Annotated in this window: 14 protein-coding genes; 5 read left to right on the forward strand and 9 right to left on the reverse strand. The window is 48.9% G+C overall.

The annotated features are described in order from the left end of the window. Window positions 1-8: 8 nt before the first annotated feature. Window positions 9-1,130, reverse strand: a complete 1,122-nt coding sequence (locus tag M2134_RS03960; RefSeq protein ID WP_280758124.1) for a DUF1887 family CARF protein — start codon at window positions 1,128-1,130, stop codon at window positions 9-11. 120 nt (window positions 1,131-1,250) lie between these two features. On the opposite strand from M2134_RS03960, the gene M2134_RS03965 reads away from it, so the two are divergent. Further along, on the forward strand, window positions 1,251-1,859 hold the full coding sequence (locus M2134_RS03965; RefSeq protein WP_280758125.1) for a porin family protein: 609 nt from the start codon (window positions 1,251-1,253) through the stop codon (window positions 1,857-1,859). Between the two features lie 101 nt (window positions 1,860-1,960). On the opposite strand, the gene M2134_RS03970 is transcribed toward M2134_RS03965, so the two are convergent. From M2134_RS03970 to M2134_RS03985, 4 genes are all read right to left on the reverse strand, one after another. After that, entirely contained in the window at window positions 1,961-2,902 is a 942-nt protein-coding gene (locus M2134_RS03970; protein WP_280758126.1) for a ribose-phosphate pyrophosphokinase, read from the reverse strand. A gap of 160 nt (window positions 2,903-3,062) precedes the next feature. Next, window positions 3,063-4,754 carry an alpha-amylase family glycosyl hydrolase gene (locus M2134_RS03975; RefSeq protein WP_280758127.1) on the reverse strand — a complete coding sequence of 564 codons (1,692 nt, stop codon included), beginning with the start codon at window positions 4,752-4,754 and terminating at the stop codon, window positions 3,063-3,065. Between the two features lie 2 nt (window positions 4,755-4,756). Then, window positions 4,757-5,605, reverse strand: coding sequence for a patatin-like phospholipase family protein (locus M2134_RS03980; RefSeq protein WP_280758128.1), 849 nt, complete (start codon window positions 5,603-5,605; stop codon window positions 4,757-4,759). A 538-nt stretch (window positions 5,606-6,143) separates the two neighbouring features. After that, window positions 6,144-6,629: a low molecular weight protein-tyrosine-phosphatase gene (locus M2134_RS03985; RefSeq protein ID WP_280750040.1), complete on the reverse strand. Its 486-nt coding sequence runs from the start codon at window positions 6,627-6,629 to the stop codon at window positions 6,144-6,146. Window positions 6,630-6,752: 123 nt separating this feature from the next. Between M2134_RS03985 and M2134_RS03990 the strand changes: the two genes are divergently transcribed. Then, a complete protein-coding gene (locus tag M2134_RS03990; protein ID WP_280750041.1) occupies window positions 6,753-7,493 on the forward strand; it encodes a hypothetical protein in 741 nt (246 codons plus the stop codon). 8 nt (window positions 7,494-7,501) lie between these two features. On the opposite strand, the gene priA is transcribed toward M2134_RS03990, so the two are convergent. The 4 genes from priA to M2134_RS04010 are packed head-to-tail and all read right to left on the reverse strand — an operon-like array spanning window position 7,502 to window position 15,124. Next, window positions 7,502-9,967, reverse strand: a complete 2,466-nt coding sequence (priA, locus tag M2134_RS03995) for a primosomal protein N' (protein WP_280758129.1) — start codon at window positions 9,965-9,967, stop codon at window positions 7,502-7,504. A gap of 1 nt (window position 9,968) precedes the next feature. Next, window positions 9,969-12,809 (reverse strand): excinuclease ABC subunit UvrA, encoded by a 2,841-nt coding sequence (gene uvrA / locus M2134_RS04000; RefSeq protein ID WP_280758130.1) that lies wholly within the window; start codon window positions 12,807-12,809, stop codon window positions 9,969-9,971. A gap of 30 nt (window positions 12,810-12,839) precedes the next feature. Then, window positions 12,840-13,799, reverse strand: coding sequence for a lytic transglycosylase domain-containing protein (locus tag M2134_RS04005; RefSeq protein WP_280758131.1), 960 nt, complete (start codon window positions 13,797-13,799; stop codon window positions 12,840-12,842). Between the two features lie 8 nt (window positions 13,800-13,807). After that, window positions 13,808-15,124 (reverse strand): gliding motility-associated C-terminal domain-containing protein, encoded by a 1,317-nt coding sequence (locus M2134_RS04010; protein WP_280758132.1) that lies wholly within the window; start codon window positions 15,122-15,124, stop codon window positions 13,808-13,810. Between the two features lie 331 nt (window positions 15,125-15,455). Here M2134_RS04010 and M2134_RS04015 point away from each other — a divergent pair, with 331 nt between their 5' ends. From M2134_RS04015 to M2134_RS04025, 3 genes are all read left to right on the forward strand, one after another. After that, on the forward strand, window positions 15,456-16,070 hold the full coding sequence (locus tag M2134_RS04015) for an HU family DNA-binding protein (RefSeq protein WP_280758133.1): 615 nt from the start codon (window positions 15,456-15,458) through the stop codon (window positions 16,068-16,070). 224 nt (window positions 16,071-16,294) lie between these two features. Continuing rightward, complete coding sequence (locus M2134_RS04020; protein ID WP_280758134.1) at window positions 16,295-18,100, forward strand: LysM peptidoglycan-binding domain-containing protein; 1,806 nt, start codon at window positions 16,295-16,297, stop codon at window positions 18,098-18,100. Further along, complete coding sequence (locus M2134_RS04025; protein ID WP_280758135.1) at window positions 18,100-18,792, forward strand: porin family protein; 693 nt, start codon at window positions 18,100-18,102, stop codon at window positions 18,790-18,792. Before M2134_RS04020 ends, M2134_RS04025 begins: the two co-directional genes overlap by 1 nt.

Here is an 18,792-nt window from a genome sequence, read left to right on the forward strand (position 1 = left end):
GCGGGGAGTTACAACTGCAACTCCCGCGTCAGCTGATCCAGCCAGCCTGGTAATTCATAGAGGTGGCTGATACGGTCTTCGAAATAGGGCGGGGCGAATACGTTTATCTGTAGATCCCGGCATTTTTCCAATAGATAGGTCTCTACCGGATAGTAGCTCGCCAGCACGGCACGTGAGATATCTCCCCCGTAGGTCTCCCTGACTCCATCGATTTTATAGATATCGTTCTGGGTGACTTGGCCCGATTTACACTCGATGAAGATCAACTTCTGCTTATTGTTAACCAATACATCCACTTCGTTTTTCGACTGGGTATTCTCCGAGTCGGTCTGAAACAATACATTCTGCCAAGCCTCCGGTGGATTCTTTTGCTGTTCTGTCCAGATGCGTACCTGATGGGCTACCAATGTCTCCCACCAACTGGCTTTGAAATAGAGATATAAGGCGTTCGGATTAGAGACGCGAAGGAGTATCTGGCCCCGCTGGGTGAAGAGCAAGGTGCCGTTTTTTGTCTTAAAGCGCAATTCGTTTGTCAGTAGTTTGGACGGTGGCAAACGGGAAATCTGCCGGTGACAGATCACGCCGAAGAATTTCATGATACGCGCATGCTCCTGCGGGTAGTTCTCGATAAAGCGTTTGATCTGCTTGGAGGTTTGTATATTCTCTTCCCGGAGCTCTTTGATGTCATGGAACTGGGAGAGTATGTTTCCGCTTAGTTTAATGATCTCTTCATTGTCGAGCATGCTTCGCATCGGAAGGATCTCGAAGGTGTCCAGCCAAACCAGTTCACCCAGTTGTGTCAGATAGAAGGCACGGCATCCCATCTCCCGGGCGATGTCGAACGCCGCCAGTGCCATGGGCTTGGTGCCTTCGGAGAGGTGGTAAAGGAATTCTCCTTCATACTCCTGGTGGATCACACGGCACACCTCTTGCACCCGGCTTCCGTCGTAGGGATCTGTCTGGTAGGCACATTTTCGGATATGTGCCGGCAACAGCGGAAACATGGTGTCGGCAATGCCGCGTGTCGCCTCCGTATAGAGCAGGTGGATGTAATCGGGACGAAACTCTTTGATCCCGTGATAAACCGAGGTGATATCTTTCCCTAAAAGGATGATCTGGTGTTTTGTCATGGTTGGAACACTATGGATTTATCTGCAAATATATTCTTTATGCGTAAACACTCTTCCTTCTTTGTTTGTTTTATAAACGTAAAAAGTCTTATTTTGCATTAAATAAAAAAATAGAGCTATATGAAAAAGATATTTAGTTTGTTGGTTGTCTTGTTTGTGGCCTCGTATGCTTTTACGGCAAACGCGCAGTTGCGCTTTGGTTTGAAGGGTGGGGTTAATATTTCTACCGTGCATTTTAGCGATGTGCGCGAGAATTGGAATCCGAATAATGTAACCGGCTTTCATATCGGGCCGATGATTGAAGCAACGGTTCCGCTCTTAGGCTTAGGCTTTGATGCCGCATTGCTTTATACGCAGAAAGGGATGGAACCTCAGGGCGTAGAGATAGGTGATACCAAAATAGGCGATGACGCGATTAAGATCGATTATATTGATGTGCCCATCCATTTGCGCTGGAAGATCGATCTACCTTTGATAAAACCCTACCTGGCTACCGGTCCCTATTTTGGTTTCCGTTTGTCGAAAGACAAGGTATGGAGTGTGTTGGAAGATCAGATCAAAGCGAAAACCTTTGGTATGGGTTGGGATTTTGGCGCGGGTGTGGAATTGTTCAACCACCTGCAGGTAGGTTTTAATTATGGTTTAGGCCTTACCGACAACTATAAACTCGGCAAAAAAGAGGGCGGTAAGAACCGGGGCTGGATGATTTCTGCCGCTATTATGTTCTAAAAACAGATGCAATATATCATAACAAAAAAGCCATTCGAAAGAATGGCTTTTTTGTTGTTATATCTGTCGGAACCTTTTTTCGTTCCTGTTTTGTCGGCAAATTAGATAACATACAGGGAACTGATCGATTCGTTATTGCGTACGCGACGGATCGCTTCGGCAAACATATCCGCAACGGAAAGCACTTTCACTTTCGTACAGTCTTTGGCATAAGGGATAGAGTCGGTAAAGATCATCTCTTGCAAAGCCGATTCGCCGATACGCAGGGTAGCCGGATCGGACATCACGGCATGGCTGGCGATGGCACGTACCGAGCGGGCGCCATTTTCCATCATCAGGTTGGCAGCTTTGGTAATCGTACCGGCTGTATCAACCATATCGTCCACCAGGATCACATCCATATCCGTCACGTCACCGATAATGCGCATCTCGGCCACTTCATTGGCACGCAGGCGCGACTTATGACAGATCACCATCGGCGTGCCGAGGTATTTGGAATAGGTGCTGGCGCGTTTTGTACCACCTACGTCAGGCGTTGCAATACATAATGTTTCCAAAGGATAAGTCGCTTTGATATATTCCAGGAAAACGGTAGAACCATAGAGGTGATCCACCGGCACATCAAAGAATCCCTGTATCTGATCCGCGTGCAGATCCATGGTGATCAGGCGATCAATCCCCGCCACACTGAGCATATTGGCTATCAGCTTGGCGCCGATAGAAACGCGCGGTTTGTCTTTTCTGTCCTGACGTGCCCATCCGAAATAGGGAATCACCGCAATGATAGATCGGGCAGAGGCACGCTTGGCCGCGTCGATCATCATCAATAGTTCCATCAGATTGTCGGAGTTCGGGAAGGTCGACTGTACCAAAAACAGATCACGGCCACGAATAGATTCTTCGTAAGAAACTGAAAATTCACCGTCTGCAAAGTGTTGAATATTCATTTGCCCCAGCTTACAGCCAAGACTGTTACATATTTTCTCTGCTAAATAACGGGAGTTGGTACCTGAGAAGACCAGGTAGGGAGCTTGTGTACTCATTGATGCCTAATTTTTCTTAAATTGAATAGATTTGCATTGCGCTGCGAAATTACAAAAAATAGTAGTTACTATTAAGCGTTTAGAGATTAATTCTTGCCATAGGGTAGAATTAATCTCTAAACGCTTGAGAAATCAACGAGCCAGCTCTTTATGTCATAAATTAATAGGTGAATTTCAGGATCCGGCCGGAGTAGGGGGGCAATACCACCTGGTAGGGCCAGGCATCGGTCAGTGTGCTGACAGAGGTTTGGCCGGTGAACAGATCCGTCAGGCGGGCTGCCTTATTGTCTTTTATGCCACATACCCGGAAGGCGTTTTCCGGAATCTGTACCCTCACCGTCTGCTCGGCTTTGTCGAAGTTGGCCACCACGAGGATCACCTCATTCTCCTGTTTGCGCAAAAAGGCATATTGACGATGCGGATTGAAGTAAGGATTCTTTAGGTTGGCATACGTAAGATCATGGAATATTCCCTGGCTAATGACCGGTTCGGTGAGCGCGATGTTTAAGAGTGCTTTGTACTTGTCGCGCAATTCTTTTTGCTCTTTTGTCAGTTGCCCGTCATCCGGTTGTCCATCGTTGAACCAGTGGCGCACGCTTTCCATGCTCCAATAATCAAAGATGGTTGTTCTTCCGTCGAGTCCGCTGAACCCCTCTTCGTCCATGCCGCGTTCGCCCAGCTCCTGTCCGTTATAGACCATCACCGGGTTTGTGTTCATCAGCGTTGAAACCATCATGCCGGGAAATCCTTTGCGGGCATCTCCGGCGAAAAAGTCCGACGCGATGCGCTGCTCGTCGTGGTTCTCCAGGAAGTTGAGCATGCGCGATTGGATACCGTCCAATGCCTGCCAGCAACCGGTGATCTGGCTTGCCGGTGCCTCTCCGGTAATCACCAATCGAAGCGTATCGTATAATCCTACCTTATCATAGAGGTAGTCGAAGTGTCCGTTTATTAAATAGTTATGATATTCGGCCGGGTTATAGACTTCGGCGATAAACAACACATCATGTTGTTCCTTAACTTTCGGGATGACCCACTGCCAAAATGCCACAGGCACCATCTCCGCCATATCGCAACGGAAGGCATCGACCCCTTTCGATGCCCAGAACAATAAGATCTGCAACATCTTTTCCCATGTGTTCGGGACAGGATCAAAGTGAGTCGTTCGCCCGTTCAGGTAATCAATGCCATAGTTTAGTTTGACCGTTTCGTACCAATCATTCCGACTGGGGTTGGGTGAGAAACAGTCGTTCCCCGTTACCTTGGCAGGGAATTCACTGTATTCAAAATCCTCCTGCTTCGCACCGAAATGAAGCTCCAGCGCCTGTCCGGGGAGATAGTAGAAGTTATTGTTCGCATCGAATGCCTTTGTAGTATCGTCTGTCTGGCCTAAGTCTTCAATAAAAGGAGCGCGGACATCCGAATGATACTGACGGGCTACATGGTTCGGCACAAAATCGATAATGGCTTTCAGGCCTGCCTCATGTGTCCGTTTGATCAATGCCTCGAATTCCTCCATGCGACAGCTTATATCATCCGCCAATGCCGGGTCGACATCATAGTAGTCTTTGATGGCATAGGGGGAGCCGGCTGTTCCTTTGACCACCGCATTGTGGTCTTTGGGGATGCCGTAGGCGGTGAAATCCGATTTGGTGGCATGCTCAATAATGCCGGTGTACCAGATGTGTGAAATCCCTAAGGCTTTGATCTCCGTTAATACGTGCTCGGTGTAAGCGGAGAGTTTCCCTACGCCGTTTTCTTCTATGTTTCCATATTTAACATGGGACGATTGCTTGTTCCCAAAAAGACGGGGAAGCGTCTGGTATATGACCATTTTCTTGTTTGTTTCCATATTCATTCTTTTCCTTTTAGTTGGTTAATTTCTATACTTTTCTTTTTGATGGTACTGACTAATTGGTCGAAAGTACTGTCCTGTATGAGATCGTCGAAAGCTCGGATTGCTGTCTCATAGCCTATTTGTGCCACCTTGTCGACATTCTCCAAATCGAACATCTTCACATCATCGAAGGCCTCAGTTTCGATAAGTACATCACACAATAGACGATCTTCTGTCGTATTGGCGCGGAACATATAATGGTAAGAACGTTCGGCAATATGGAAGAGTGTCTTTTTGTATTTCTGGGGCACCAGGGGGCTGACATTGACTCCGATAACCTTGTCGCACTCTTCGCGGATAGTGCTCACCGGGAAGTTGCGAAACAGGCCACCATCGACATAATGGATTCCATCGATCTGCACCGGGCTGAATATGATGGGTACACTACAGGAGGCGGTGACAGCTTCCACCAGGGGGCCGGTTCGGAATTCATGGCTTATGCCATGATCCAGGTCCGTAGCTACCACCACCAATGGGATAGCCAGATCCTCGAAGTTTTTCGCATGCAGATGGCGACGCAGGAATTGCGTCAGGCGGGAGTTGTCGAAGAGACCAGACATGGGGATTTGCACTTTGGCAAATTCGGAGAACTCTTTTCCGGTGAAGATATGGCGTATCTCTTCGGAAGAATAACCATCCGCAAAGAGACATCCGGCTAACGCACCGGCGCTGGTACCTGAAATAATATCCGGTTTCACGCCACACTCTTCTAATAAGCGGAAAACACCTACATGGGCAAATCCTTTCGCGCCTCCGCCACTAAGGGCTAAGCCGATTTTGTAAGGTTTTTGTTTTTTCTTTATCATAGCCACGTACCTATTAATTAAGACAAAGATAATCAATACATCCAAAAACCCAATAGCGGAAGAATGTTTTCACAGGGGTGCTTTTTAATAGGATTGGGATGGGGTGCGGGGGGATTCAAGTATGGGGATAATTGAAGATCCCAAAGTCCGCAAGGACTTTTACGTGGATAACCCCGTGCAAGCCGTCAGGCGCAGCTCGGGGACGGGAGTAAATAGAAACGAGCTCCGTAGGTGCTCTATGGTTGAGCACCTACGGAGCTCATGAATAATAGGCATAGCATCAACCCCGAGCTGCGCCTAAACGGCTTGCACGGGGTTATCCACGTCTAAGTCCTTGCGGACTTTTCTGAATCCTTCCAGCTCCCTCAAATCTCCCCAAAATCAAAAAATCAAAAATATCATTTTGTCAAAATCGTAGGACTTTTTTTCCGAAATGGCAGGAGTATTTTGAAAAAGTCCCGCGAGTAACACTTTTTAACGTATCATATTGTAAAGCAAAATGCCCTTTTTGCTGACACTTTGCTTTTTTGAGGTAGGCTTATTTTTCGTCCGACAGGATATGTTCCAACAGGCCTTCGCAGGCATCTTCCAACAGGTCGAGCACCAGTTCAAAGCCGGCATCTCCACCATAATAGGGATCGGGGACATGGTCGTAGGTCTTGTGGCGGGAGAAATCAGTCATTCGATGAATTTTCTCAACCGACTCCCAATCGGGCGCTTTGCGTTTGAGGTCGGAGATATTCTGGTCGTCCATCCCGATAATCATATCGAACTCATAAAAATCATCCGTTACCACCGGACGAGACAGCGATTCCAAGCGATATCCCCGACGAGATGCATGCGCCCGCATCCGCGAATCAGCCCGTTCCCCCGCATGATACCCAATGGTACCGGCCGAATCGATCTCAATCCGATCCGTCAACCGCCTATCTTCCACGATCTTTTTCATCACCGCCTCTGCCGATGGCGACCGGCAGATATTACCCATACACACAAAAAGCAGTCTTATTTTCTCTTGTTTCATAATGCACATGTTTATTGGGGGCAAAAGTAATTATTTTTCGTGTATAGGCGCTTTCCCTATTCTTTTCTTATCTTTGGGCGAAATTTCACAGCGGACTAACTACACACTATAATAAACTAACGTATGAAAAAAGTATTTTTTGTGTTTGCATTGCTTATGGCATGCGTGACTACTGCATTTTCTCAAGAGACAGTAAGGGAGACCGTTTACCTTAAAAATGGAAGTATTATCAAAGGGCTTGTGATCGAACAGGTGCCTAATGAGTCTCTGAAAATCCAAACGGCTGACGGAAGCATTTTCGTCTACAAGATGGAGGAGGTAGAAAAGATTACCAAAGAGATTCTGCCTACTACAGCCCGAAGAGAGCGTACCGTGCGTGTTTCGACCAAGAAACCGGTTAGTGATATCCGGGGTTATCGCGGGTTTGTGGATATGGGTTATATTGCCGGCTTGGGCGATTACGGTTCGGATGGTATCGAGATCAATACCAGTCATGGGTATCAGTTCAATGAACATTTCTTTGTCGGCGGTGGAATGGGTATTCATTATCATGGCGATTACGATGTGGCGACCGTGCCGGTATTTGTCGAAGGACGAGCCAATTTCATCAAGGGACGGATTGCTCCTTTTGCCAGTGTTCGGGTAGGGGTATCTGCTATTGTCGACGATGATGAGCCGGGCGGTTTCTATTTCTCTCCTACGGTAGGGGCGCGATTTGCTATTGTACGTAACCTGGCGCTTTATCTTTCGACCGGTTATAATCTACAAATGGCGGAAATCTATTTCTATGGCAGCGGGTATGGCTCCTGGTATGATACCAAAAACATCGGCGGATTAACCTTTAAGTTCGGGATTGAATTCTAACCCCGCTGTTACAGCGGATCGACATCATAGTGGAGGATGAGCTGGCGGAAAGCCGGTTGATCCTCCATTTCTTTATGTACCTTGGCAAGCAATTCGCGCACAGGGGCAACGGCTGCCGTTACCTCCAGCTTAAGCACGATCTGCCGGATATGCAGTGTCTGTATGCGGGTAATGACCGGCGTGACGGGACCGAGTACGCGTTCGCCCAGGTAGGCACGCAGTTTATCGGCATAGAGGGTGGAGAGCTCGCGCAATACCTGCTCGTTGCGTGAACGCAATACCATCACAATCAAGCGATAATAAGGCGGATAGCGGAACATACTCCGTTCGGTCTGTTGCAGGTCGACCATGCCTTTGTAGTCGTTCTGCTGCACCATTTGAATGATCGGATGTTCAGGTTGGGTGGTTTGTAAAACGACCGTTCCCTGTTTGTCGCGACGCCCGGCACGACCACTCACCTGGAGCATCAGTTGGAAGGCGCGTTCATGGGCTCGGAAATCGGGGAAGTTCATCAGGTTGTCCGCGTTCAGTATGCCGACTACGCTCACATTTCCAAAGTCCAATCCTTTGGATATCATCTGTGTGCCGATCAGTATCTGGGTTTTCCCTTTCTCGAAATCACCCAGGATTCGCTCGTAGGCCGAACGGGTGCGTGCCGTATCGGTATCCAGACGCTCTACATTCGCTGCCGGAAACAGGGCTGAAACTTCTTCTTCCACTTTTTCGGTGCCGAACCCCAGCATGCGCAAATCTTTGCCTTTGCAGGCGGGACACTCCGAAGGGGCATACTGCGTAAATCCACAATAATGGCAAACCAATACGTTTCTGAACTTATGATAGGTAAGGCTTACATCGCAATGCTCGCAATGGGGCACCCAACCGCAATCCTTACACTCAATCTGCGGCGCGAACCCTCGGCGGTTCTGGAACAAGATTGCCTGCTCGCCTTTGTCTAAGGCTGTTTCGATCTGCTGTATCAACAGCGGAGAGAAAAGCGATTCTTTCGGCATCATCTTCTTGCGACGCAACTCTTTCAGGTCGGCGGTGAGGATATCGGGCATTTGGCAATCGCCATAGCGTTCACCCAATTCCACCAGGCCATATTTGCCTGTTGTGGCGTTGAAGTAGGAGTCGATCGAAGGAGTTGCCGAACCTAATAGGGTTTTGGCTCCATGCATGCCGGCAAGCACCATCGCCGCGTTGCGGGCATGATAGCGGGGAGCCGGTTCCTGTTGCTTGTAACTGGGCTCGTGTTCCTCGTCGACAATCACCAACCCCAGGTCGTGGAAGGGCAGGAAAAGCGAGGAACGGACACCAAGCACCACGATCGGTTCTTTGTTATGCAACAGGCGATTCCATATCTCTACCCGTTCATTGTCGGTGAATTTCGAATGATACACCACCAGTTTGTCGCCGAAAAGCCGTGCCAGCCGTTCCGTTATCTGCGTCGTGATGGCTATCTCCGGCAATAGATAGAGCACCTGCCTGCCCAATGCCAACGCGTCTTTGATCATGTGTACATAGATCTCCGTCTTGCCGCTCGAGGTGACTCCGTATAACAGGCAGACATCCTTTTCTTTGAAGCATTGATGAATGGCATCGTAGGCCAGTTCTTGTTTTTTGGAAAGGGTCGACAGGGGTTGCAGTTTCGTAACCGATGCCTGCAGGCGCCCCACCTCTTTCTCATAACTCTCCAGGATACCCCGCTTGATAAGCCCGTCCAAGAGGGCGGGAGAGGAGTGGCTGTATTCCAACAACTCCTTACGGGATATTTCTTTGGCGAGGGTAGGGTGAAGCGCGTGGCTGAGTTCCAGGAAGGCAATCAACAACATCTCCTGCTTTTTGGCTCGTTTCAGTTCGTCAAAGGCAGCTTTCAGACGCTCCTCCTCTTTGTAGTCGGCTGCCAAACGAATGAAAGCCTGCTTCTTCGGAACGAATTTCTTTTTAAGCTCTTCACTTACCATCACCGCACCTTTTGAGATTAAGGAGGTGATGACCGGCATGATATTCCGCAGTCCTGTCTTTCGTTCCAGTTCGGAAACGGTCAGTTTCACCACACCCGCAAAGGCATCTAATACCGATTGTTCGTTTGGACGCAAAGGGGCGTCAGCTTCAAAATCTTCGTTATAGGTCACGGCTGTCTCGCTCTCCAATTTCAATCCCGATGGGAGTGCCGCTTTGTACACATCGCCTAACGCGCAGAGATAGTAGGAGGAAATCCATTGCCAGAAGCGTAGTTGCGGACGGCGCAGGATGGGTGTCGGATCCAATAGGGCAAAGATTTCTTTGGTTTCGTAGGCCGAATCGGGTTGGCGGGTATGTATCTCTAATACGATCGCGGTATAATAGCGCTTGCGTCCGAAGTGAACAATGACCCGGCTTCCCGGCACCACCGCCTTTTCCAGATCGGAAGGTATCCGGTAGGTGTATTTTTGTTCCAGGGGAAGAGGCAGGATGACATCCGCGAACTTCATATTATTTTCCTTTCAATTCGTCTTTCAGAAAACCGGAGGTAAAGCCAATACCGCTTGCCGCCAGCTCTTCGGGCGTTCCGGCAAACAGGAGTTGCCCTCCGCGGCGTCCGCCTTCAGGCCCCATATCGATGAGCCAATCGGCGCTTTTTATCACATCCAGGTTGTGTTCAATCACCAGAATGGTGTTTCCTTTCTCGACCAGACGGTTCAATACGCCCAGCAATACGCGGATATCTTCGAAGTGAAGACCGGTTGTCGGCTCGTCTAATACATACAAGGTCTTGCCGGTATCGCGTTTCGCCAGTTCGGTAGCCAATTTGACACGCTGGCTTTCGCCGCCCGATAGGGTGGTCGAAGGCTGCCCGAGCTTGATATATCCCAGGCCTACATCCTGCAATACCTTGATCTTATTCAGGATATTGGGCTGGTTTTCGAAGAACTCCACCGCCATATTGATGGTCATATCCAGTATGTCGGCAATCGATTTGCCACGGAAACGCACCTCTAATGTCTCACGATTGTAACGCTTGCCGTGGCAATCCTCGCAAGGCACCAATACATCAGGCAGGAAATTCATCTCGATAGCCTTGTAACCGTTGCCTTTACATGTTTCACAACGCCCGCCGGATACATTGAAAGAGAAGCGGCCGGGTTTATATCCCCGTATCTTCGACTCCGGCAATTCGACAAACAGGTTGCGGATATCCGAGAAGACACCCGTATAGGTGGCCGGATTGCTGCGCGGCGAACGCCCGATAGGCGACTGGTCGACGTTGACTATCTTATCGACATGGTCAATGCCTTCGATGGAATCATAGGGGAGAGGATCCTCTAATGAACGGTAAAAGTGCTGGCTGAGTATCGGTTGCAGGGTATGATTGATCAGGGAAGACTTACCACTTCCCGACACGCCCGTTACACAGATAAACGTGCCCAAAGGGAAAGAAACGTCGACATGTTGCAGGTTGTTACCCGATGCCCCTTTGATAGTGATGAACTTCCCGTTCCCTTTCCGTCGCTCCGTGGGAATAACAATCTCCTGCTTCCCGTTCAGATAGGCGGAGGTGAGTGTGTCGGCCTGGAGCATCTCTTGAGGAGTACCCGCGAAGACCACCTCGCCCCCTTTGCGTCCGGCAAAAGGTCCCATATCGACCACGTAGTCGGAATTTAGCATCATATCTTTATCATGCTCTACGACCACCACGGTATTTCCCGTGTCCCGCAATTGCTTCAGGGAGTGGATCAGGCGCATATTGTCGCGCTGATGGAGCCCGATGCTGGGCTCATCCAATATATACAGTACATTGACCAACTGGCTTCCGATCTGAGTGGCCAGGCGAATGCGCTGGCTTTCGCCGCCCGAGAGGGTGGCCGACGCACGGTTCATCGCCAGGTAATCCAAGCCCACATCCAACAGGAAGCTTAGGCGGGAACGTATCTCTTTCAGTATTTCTACGGCAATAGCCCGTTGTTTGTCATCCAGTTTCTCCTCAACTCCATCGAGCCATTCGTAGAGTTCGGAAATATCCATCTCCGCCAATTCGGCAATGTTCTTGCCGGCGATGCGGTAATGCCGCGCCTCCTGGTTCAATCGTTGGCCGTCGCACTCGGGGCAGGTAGATAGTTTGATGAATTGACCGGCCCATTTCTGTGCCGTAGCGGAGGCTTCGCTCTCCTGTTGCATCATGATATATTTGGCTACCCCTTCGTAGGTGAGGAAATAGTTGGAGCTGCCCAGCGAAGCATTTTTGATGGTCAATCGCTCGTCGGTTCCGTTCATGATCTCTTCCATGGCCTCTTCCGGAATATCCTTCACCGGTGTCTTGATGGTTACGCCATGTTTCTCACATAAAGCCTCGATCTGCCAGAAGATAAGCGCGTTGCGGTATTTACCTAAAGCCGATATGCCGCCGTTGTAGATACTGACGTTTTTATCCGGAACGATCTTGTCCATATCGAGGATATTCACCTGTCCCAGTCCTTTGCAGCGGGGGCAGGCACCCTGTGGTGAGTTGAAAGAGAAGTTATGCGGCGCCGGTTCCGTATAGGATAGCCCGGTGGTCGGGTCCATCAGTCGTCGGCTGTAATGGCGCACTTCGCCCACTTCGCCATCCAATATCATAATCAGTCCGTCGCCCTGTTTCATAGCAATCCGAAGACTCTCTTTCAGACGGCGTTCGTCTGACTGGGTAACTTTCATCTTATCGATAACGACCTCAATACTGTGCATTTTGTAGCGGTCGAGCTTCATGCCGTGATATACCTCTTTCAGTTCGCCGTCGACCCGCACATTCAGGTAGCCCTTCTTGCGAACCTGTTCGAACACCTCTTTGTAGTGCCCTTTTCGGTTGCGCACCAGCGGCGCCAACAGATAGATCTTTTCGCCTTCGTATTCGTCGAGTATAAGGCGGAGGATCTGCTCTTCGGTATATTTCACCATCTTCTCGCCACTCAGATAGGAGTAAGCCTCTCCGGCGCGGGCAAACAACAAACGGAAAAAGTCGTACACTTCGGTCGTTGTGCCTACAGTTGAGCGCGGATTACGGTTGGTTGTCTTCTGTTCGATGGAGATCACCGGGCTCAATCCGGATATCTTATCCACATCCGGCCGCTCAATGTTTCCCAGGAAATTGCGGGCATAAGCGGAGAAGGTCTCCACATAGCGCCGCTGTCCTTCGGCAAAGATGGTGTCGAAAGCCAGGGAAGATTTGCCGCTACCACTCATGCCGGTAATCACCGTCAGTCGGTTACGGGGGATTTCTATATCGATATTCTTCAGGTTATGCACACGGGCGCCAAGCACCACGATCTGGCCGCCTTCAATTTGCTCTTTGTTATCCATTAATCTTTATACTATTTTTACAATCAGACGCTATCGCACCACCCATTTCGGGTTATGTACAATGGTATTGGGCGTATGGTAATAAATCTCTTCCTGTTTCGGAACCTGTAAGGTATATTTCCGGCCTCCGGTTTGCAGTTTGCGGTCGCGCAGCCAGGGGTTAAAGCGTTTCAGGTCGGCGTATGTCACGCCACGTTTCTTTGCCCAGTCCGCCAGGTCCAGGATATCGGCTGTGACTGCAACCTCTTCACATTCGATCGGCTTGTAGAGATCCTGCGCGCGGAGTACAAATCCATACCGGTAGGGATTCTCAAAAATTAGTTTGATCGCCATGATCCGATAAGGATAGCGGGTCGTCTCTTCCACCACCCAGAGATCCATGGAGTGATCGACGAACTGTTTCTGCAGCTCGCCCGTGATACGCCCCATGCCGGCATTATAGGAAGAGGCCACGGTGGCCCAGTCGCCATATTTTGCATAGGCATCTTTCAGGTATTTGCAAGCGGCCACAGTCGCCTTCTCCACATGACATCGTTCGTCGACCGTCGTCGTAATGGTCAATCCATACTGCTTTCCGGTCGTTTCCAGAAACTGCCACATGCCAACGGCCCTGGCAGGAGACGATACACGTGGATCCAGACTGCTCTCGATCACTGCCAGGTATTTGAAATCATCAGGCACACTCTGCGCTTTCAGAATCGGTTCGATCACCGGAAAATAACGGTTGGCTCGCTTGAACAGCAATAGGGTGGTGGAGTGGAAATAGGTGAAGCTCGACAATTCCCTGTCGATCCCTTCGTGCCGATCGTAGCGTGTCAGGTCGTATTCTTTCTCACAAAAATGCACGGAAGTGGGAACCTCCGGCGTAACAGTCATCGACGAAACGACGGGGCGTTCTTCCCTCACTTGTTGGGCGTCATGGGAGCCAAGGCAGAACCAGCAGATCAGCCCTATTACCAATATAAGCCCCGGAATATATATTCTTTTCATTGTTTATTTTATTCTTGTGTTGTTTTAGAGCGGAGGATATTGATATCGCCGGCCTTTTTGTATTTGATGCCATCCGACCCTTCGGCTTCGATCACATAAAAATAGACACCGGGCGGCACATATTTTCCACCCTTCTTGCCATCCCATCCCTGCGAAGGATCGGACCAGCGGAACTGCTCCACGCCCCAACGGTTATAGATCCATCCATTGAACCGTATCAGCGAGCGATAAGAGACCTTGAAAATATCATTGATGCCCGGCGTTGTTCCCGGTGAAAAGGCATTGGGTACGGTCAGATACGAATCAGAGATCTGAATATCAAACGTAATATCTTTATTAATGCAAACCACCTGCCGGTCGACCACTTCGAGTTCGACCATATACCGGCCAGCCTGCGTAAAGGTATATTCCATCTCCTCGCCGCGGTAGCGCACCAGCGGGTTCTCCGCACCATTCTCTTCATCCGCGCGATAGATGATCCAGGTATACCCGGCAGCTACCGGTTCGTTGGCATACGCCCGGAAAAGAATGGTGGCTGGTGCCGACAGCCCGTCTCCTCCGGAGGAGAATGGATCGACAATCAGCGTCGTATCGGCATGTGCCTCGACGGCAACGGTTGTGTACACATCCGAATGTATCTGTTTCTCCCGATCGAAATGGCGGGCATACTGATCGCCACGCAACACATAATCGGTATCTACTAAAGGTGCTTTCAGGGTGATTGGAAAAGGAACGCTGTTTACCAATGTCGTGTCGACCTGTCGATGGCTAAACATTTTACTATTCTCTTCCCATTGCAGGGTCTGGTAGGATATATCAAACGAGCGTTCCAGCCATTGCCTTCCGCCGATAGGGGTGGTGTAGGCAATCAGGGGCACTTCGGTGGTCGTGTTTAAGGAGATGTTGCGGCAGGGATCGACGCCTCCGGTGACTGTTAAGGCCTCCGGCGTGAATTCATACCTGCTGTAATCGATCAGCCATACATATTTCTTCATCGTTCCCGGATCATCCACATAGTAGCCCCATCCCTCTTCGAGGTTTGTAATCACGGAGGTGTTGCCTTGTTGTGTGCTGCTGATGGGTTCTGCTTCGAGCGCTCTGGTCCTGTAGCGATACCACTGGTGAGAGGCCGACGACGAGGTGTAACTGATCTCTACCCCCTCCATACCATAGACCATCCAAACCTGTATGTCATTTGATGTATCGTTCTTGGCCATCAATGGGGTTCCTTTGCCTCCTTGTACTGCATATTGAGCCGATAGCCCCCATACAATCAAGAGAAAGCAGGTCATCACCGCCCACTTCCGATATTCTTTTATCCGCATATACGCTCTATTCGCTTTCAAAGTAAGTGTTCTTCTTAAAACCATACAAAGATAACCTTTTATCAACATATTTCAATAACTAAAATCCCATGCCCCGCAAAGAAAGGCGGGTAGTATGTAAACGTAAATTTTTAATCTGATTGTATATAGCTCCTGTTAAATTTCCGAATTTATTTTGTATGTTTACTGGGTATTTGTTGGCTGACCATGCTCAGCCAACTGGTCGAGCTTAGTCAGCCAATTGGCTGAGCATAGTGAGCCAACTGGTCGAGCATGGTCGGCCACCAGCTTAACGATGGGAAATTACTAACTATGAGAAATAGAATTAATTATGAAAATCAAATTTGGAGTCTATGAAAACCCGCCTGCTCCGGGTAGTGAAGAAACATCTTGTCAATTACATGGAAGAATAATCAGTAAAGGAACGTTCCGATTGCCGGAATTGTGTGAAAACCTGCGTGAATTGGGCGTTAATTCGGCTCAGGTGAAAGCGGTATTGGACGCGACCGCTCGCTTTATCCGTCAGTCGCTGACCGACGGGTACCATGTTGAATTGGACGGGATCGGTACTTTTTCCCTTTCTTTGCGTAGTCAGTTTGTTGAAGAAGAGGGTGAAGGAGAAGAGGCAGAAGTGAAAAAAATGACTCGGTTGACAGTCGACCGAATCAATTTCAAAAGCAACAGGCGGCTGTTGGAACAGATCAACCGGAATATGGAGTTGATGAATATATCTTCGATCCAGCCAATTCCTCCCTTTGTCTATAGGAAGCAACGCCTGTTGAAACATCTGCGAAAAAACGGTTTTATCAGTGAAAGGAAATATGCCGAGCTCAATAACTGCTCTCGCTACCAGAGTCACAAAGACCTGTCTCTTTTCGAACAGGAAGGCCTGATTGCCCGAAAAGGCACTGGAACCCATAAAGTGTATGTGCTGGTGGAGGAATAGGGTGTATATGGGTTATTTAGAAGTGGTTGAGTGGAACCATAATTTTGAGACAGAGACTTTGTTTGATATAGAAGATGCTTTAGACATACATATCATAAACAAATCATCGGATATGCAATAATGCAGCCTTATAGATTGTTTGGGAGAGGCTATTTTCAATCGGAAAGATTAGCATTTTATACCGACATACACTATCTTTGCCTGCAAATTATTCCAATCTGCAGATGAACAGACATAGTCTTTTTTTATGTGTCATTCTACTTTTTACGGCTCTATCCGGGCTGCAGGCACAAGTCAACCGTAACGGACAAGCTATCGCGTCGAACGTGCAGGGAGATGATATATTCTATCATACCATTGAGCGTGGACAAACTGTTTATTCCATTGCCACGATGTATGGCGTGAGCCCGGATGATATATACCGATTGAACCCGGGAAGCAAAGAGGGCATTCGTGCGGGTGATGTGTTGAAGGTACCCCAGCGCGATGTGGCGGTCAATCCGGTGGAGGCCGATGGATCCGACAATTTTATCTATCATACGATTCAACCGAAAGAGACGCTTTACTCTTTGTCCAAACGCTACAACGTGGTGGCGCAGGATATCGTGCGGGCGAACCCGGGATTGACCGTGCTTAAGTATGGGCAAACCATCCGTATCCCGGCTACGCGCATCGAAGAGTTGCCAACAACAGAGGTGAAAACCGTACAGAAAGAGCTGGAATATACGGTGGAGCGTCGAGAAACCCTTTACCGTATCTCTCGCAAATTCAATATGTCTACGGCAGAACTTATCCGCCTGAATCCACAGCTCAAAGATGGATTAAAGGAGGGTATGGTGCTTAAGATCCCGATGCAGTCCGAGGAGGTGGTGACCGAAGATGTGAGCCGTCCTATGAGCGAACGCGAGGTGAATGCGCTGTTGACCGAGACAAAACCGGTGGAACGGGTAGACCTGATGAAAGTAGCCCTGTTGCTTCCTTTCTCAACCACCGAACGGCAGGCGATTCCCCGTTTTGTGGAATATTATGAAGGCCTGTTGCTTGCTGTCGATAGCCTGAAGAACAGAGGCTGTTCGCTGGAATTGTCTGTGTATGATACGGGCGACGGCTTGACAAAGGTCAATCAGATACTGAACGAACCGGCACTGCAGGAGGCGAATCTCATTATTGGTGCCGTGCAGAATGATCAGATACACCGTGTGTCGGAGTTCGCGCAGGAGAAGCAGATCAAATATGTGATTCCTTTCACCTCACGCAACGATGATGTGCTTTCCAATGCCTATGCCTACCAGGTAAACATACCGCATTCCTATCTCTATGCCAATGCGGCGAAGGCAGGGTGCGACCTGTTTGCTAATGACAATATTATTATTTTGAAAATAGGCGACAAAGACGAAAAGACGGAGTTTGTTCAGACGTTTAAGAGCGAGATGGAGCAGCGTAGTATTCCGCACAAAGAACTGGCTTTTGCCCGGGAAACTTTTGTGGATGATATTCAGAAACTGCTCGATTCCGAACGCCGGAATATTGTGCTTCCGACCTCTTCTTCGTTGGAGGCCTTGAACAATATCCGTTCCCATTTGCGTATGTTGTCTGAAGTGGCCTACAACGATCATCCTCCCTATAGCATCAATCTGTTTGGTTACCCGGAATGGCAAACCTATACACAACATGCGTTGGATGATTTGTATGCTTTGAATACCTATATCTATAGTCTTTTTTATGCCGACAACCTGTCGCCCGATGTGCAATCGTTTTATGCCAATTATAAGAATAAGTACAGCAAAAACCTGATAAATACCTTCCCTAAATATGGTATGTTGGGCTTTGATACGGCGATGTTTTTCTTTGATGCCTTGCGTCAGTATGGAACCAACTTCGAGGCCAACCTGGATAAAATTGATCATAAGAGTTTGCAGACCGGATTTAATTTTGAGCGGGTAAACAACTGGGGTGGATTTATTAATACCAATGTCTTTATTGTGCAATACCGCGACGACTATACAGTTGTTCGCAACAACATACGATGATGAAGAAATACAGATATCTGTTGCTGAGCCTTGTTGCATGTCTTCTTGCTTTTGCGATGGAGGCACAAGAGCCTTTCCGCCGGGAGTTTTCCCTGGGGCTGGGAGGGGGAGCCAGCCTTTCCAATGTTGGTTTTGTGCCGAGGGTCGACCAGACCATGCTTCTCGGTATGCATGGCGGGCTTACGATGCGGTGGATCACGGAGAAAAACCTGGGGTTGATCATTGAACTCAATTACGCCCAGCAGGGCTGGCAGGAGGAGTTGCCCCCGATCAATCCCGATTCGGAGAGCTCGCTTCGTTATCATTACGCGCGTACAATTAATTACATCGAACTGCCCCTGTTGACACATATCTATTTCGGAGGTAAGAATGTTCGCTTTATACTCAATCTGGGACCTAAGTTCGGGTATGCCATTAGCGAAACAACCTGCCGCCGCTTGAAAGGGACAGAGCCCAATAGTGGAGCGAATGCCCAGCATGATATGCCGCTTGAAAACAAATTCGACTGGGGAATATGCGCCGGTCCCGGGGTGGAGTTTCGTACGCCTATCGGTTCTTTCCTGTTGGAAGGACGTTATTATTTCGGGTTATGGAATATGTACGGCAATTCGAAAGCCGATTATTTCAGTAAATCCAATATGCAAACCCTCTCTGTGAAGGTGAGCTATCTGTTCAATTTCAAGAAGAAATAG

It is taken from the genome of Parabacteroides sp. PM6-13 (assembly GCF_029892605.1).
In the GTDB taxonomy this organism is placed as follows: Bacteria; Bacteroidota; Bacteroidia; order Bacteroidales; family Tannerellaceae; genus QVMG01.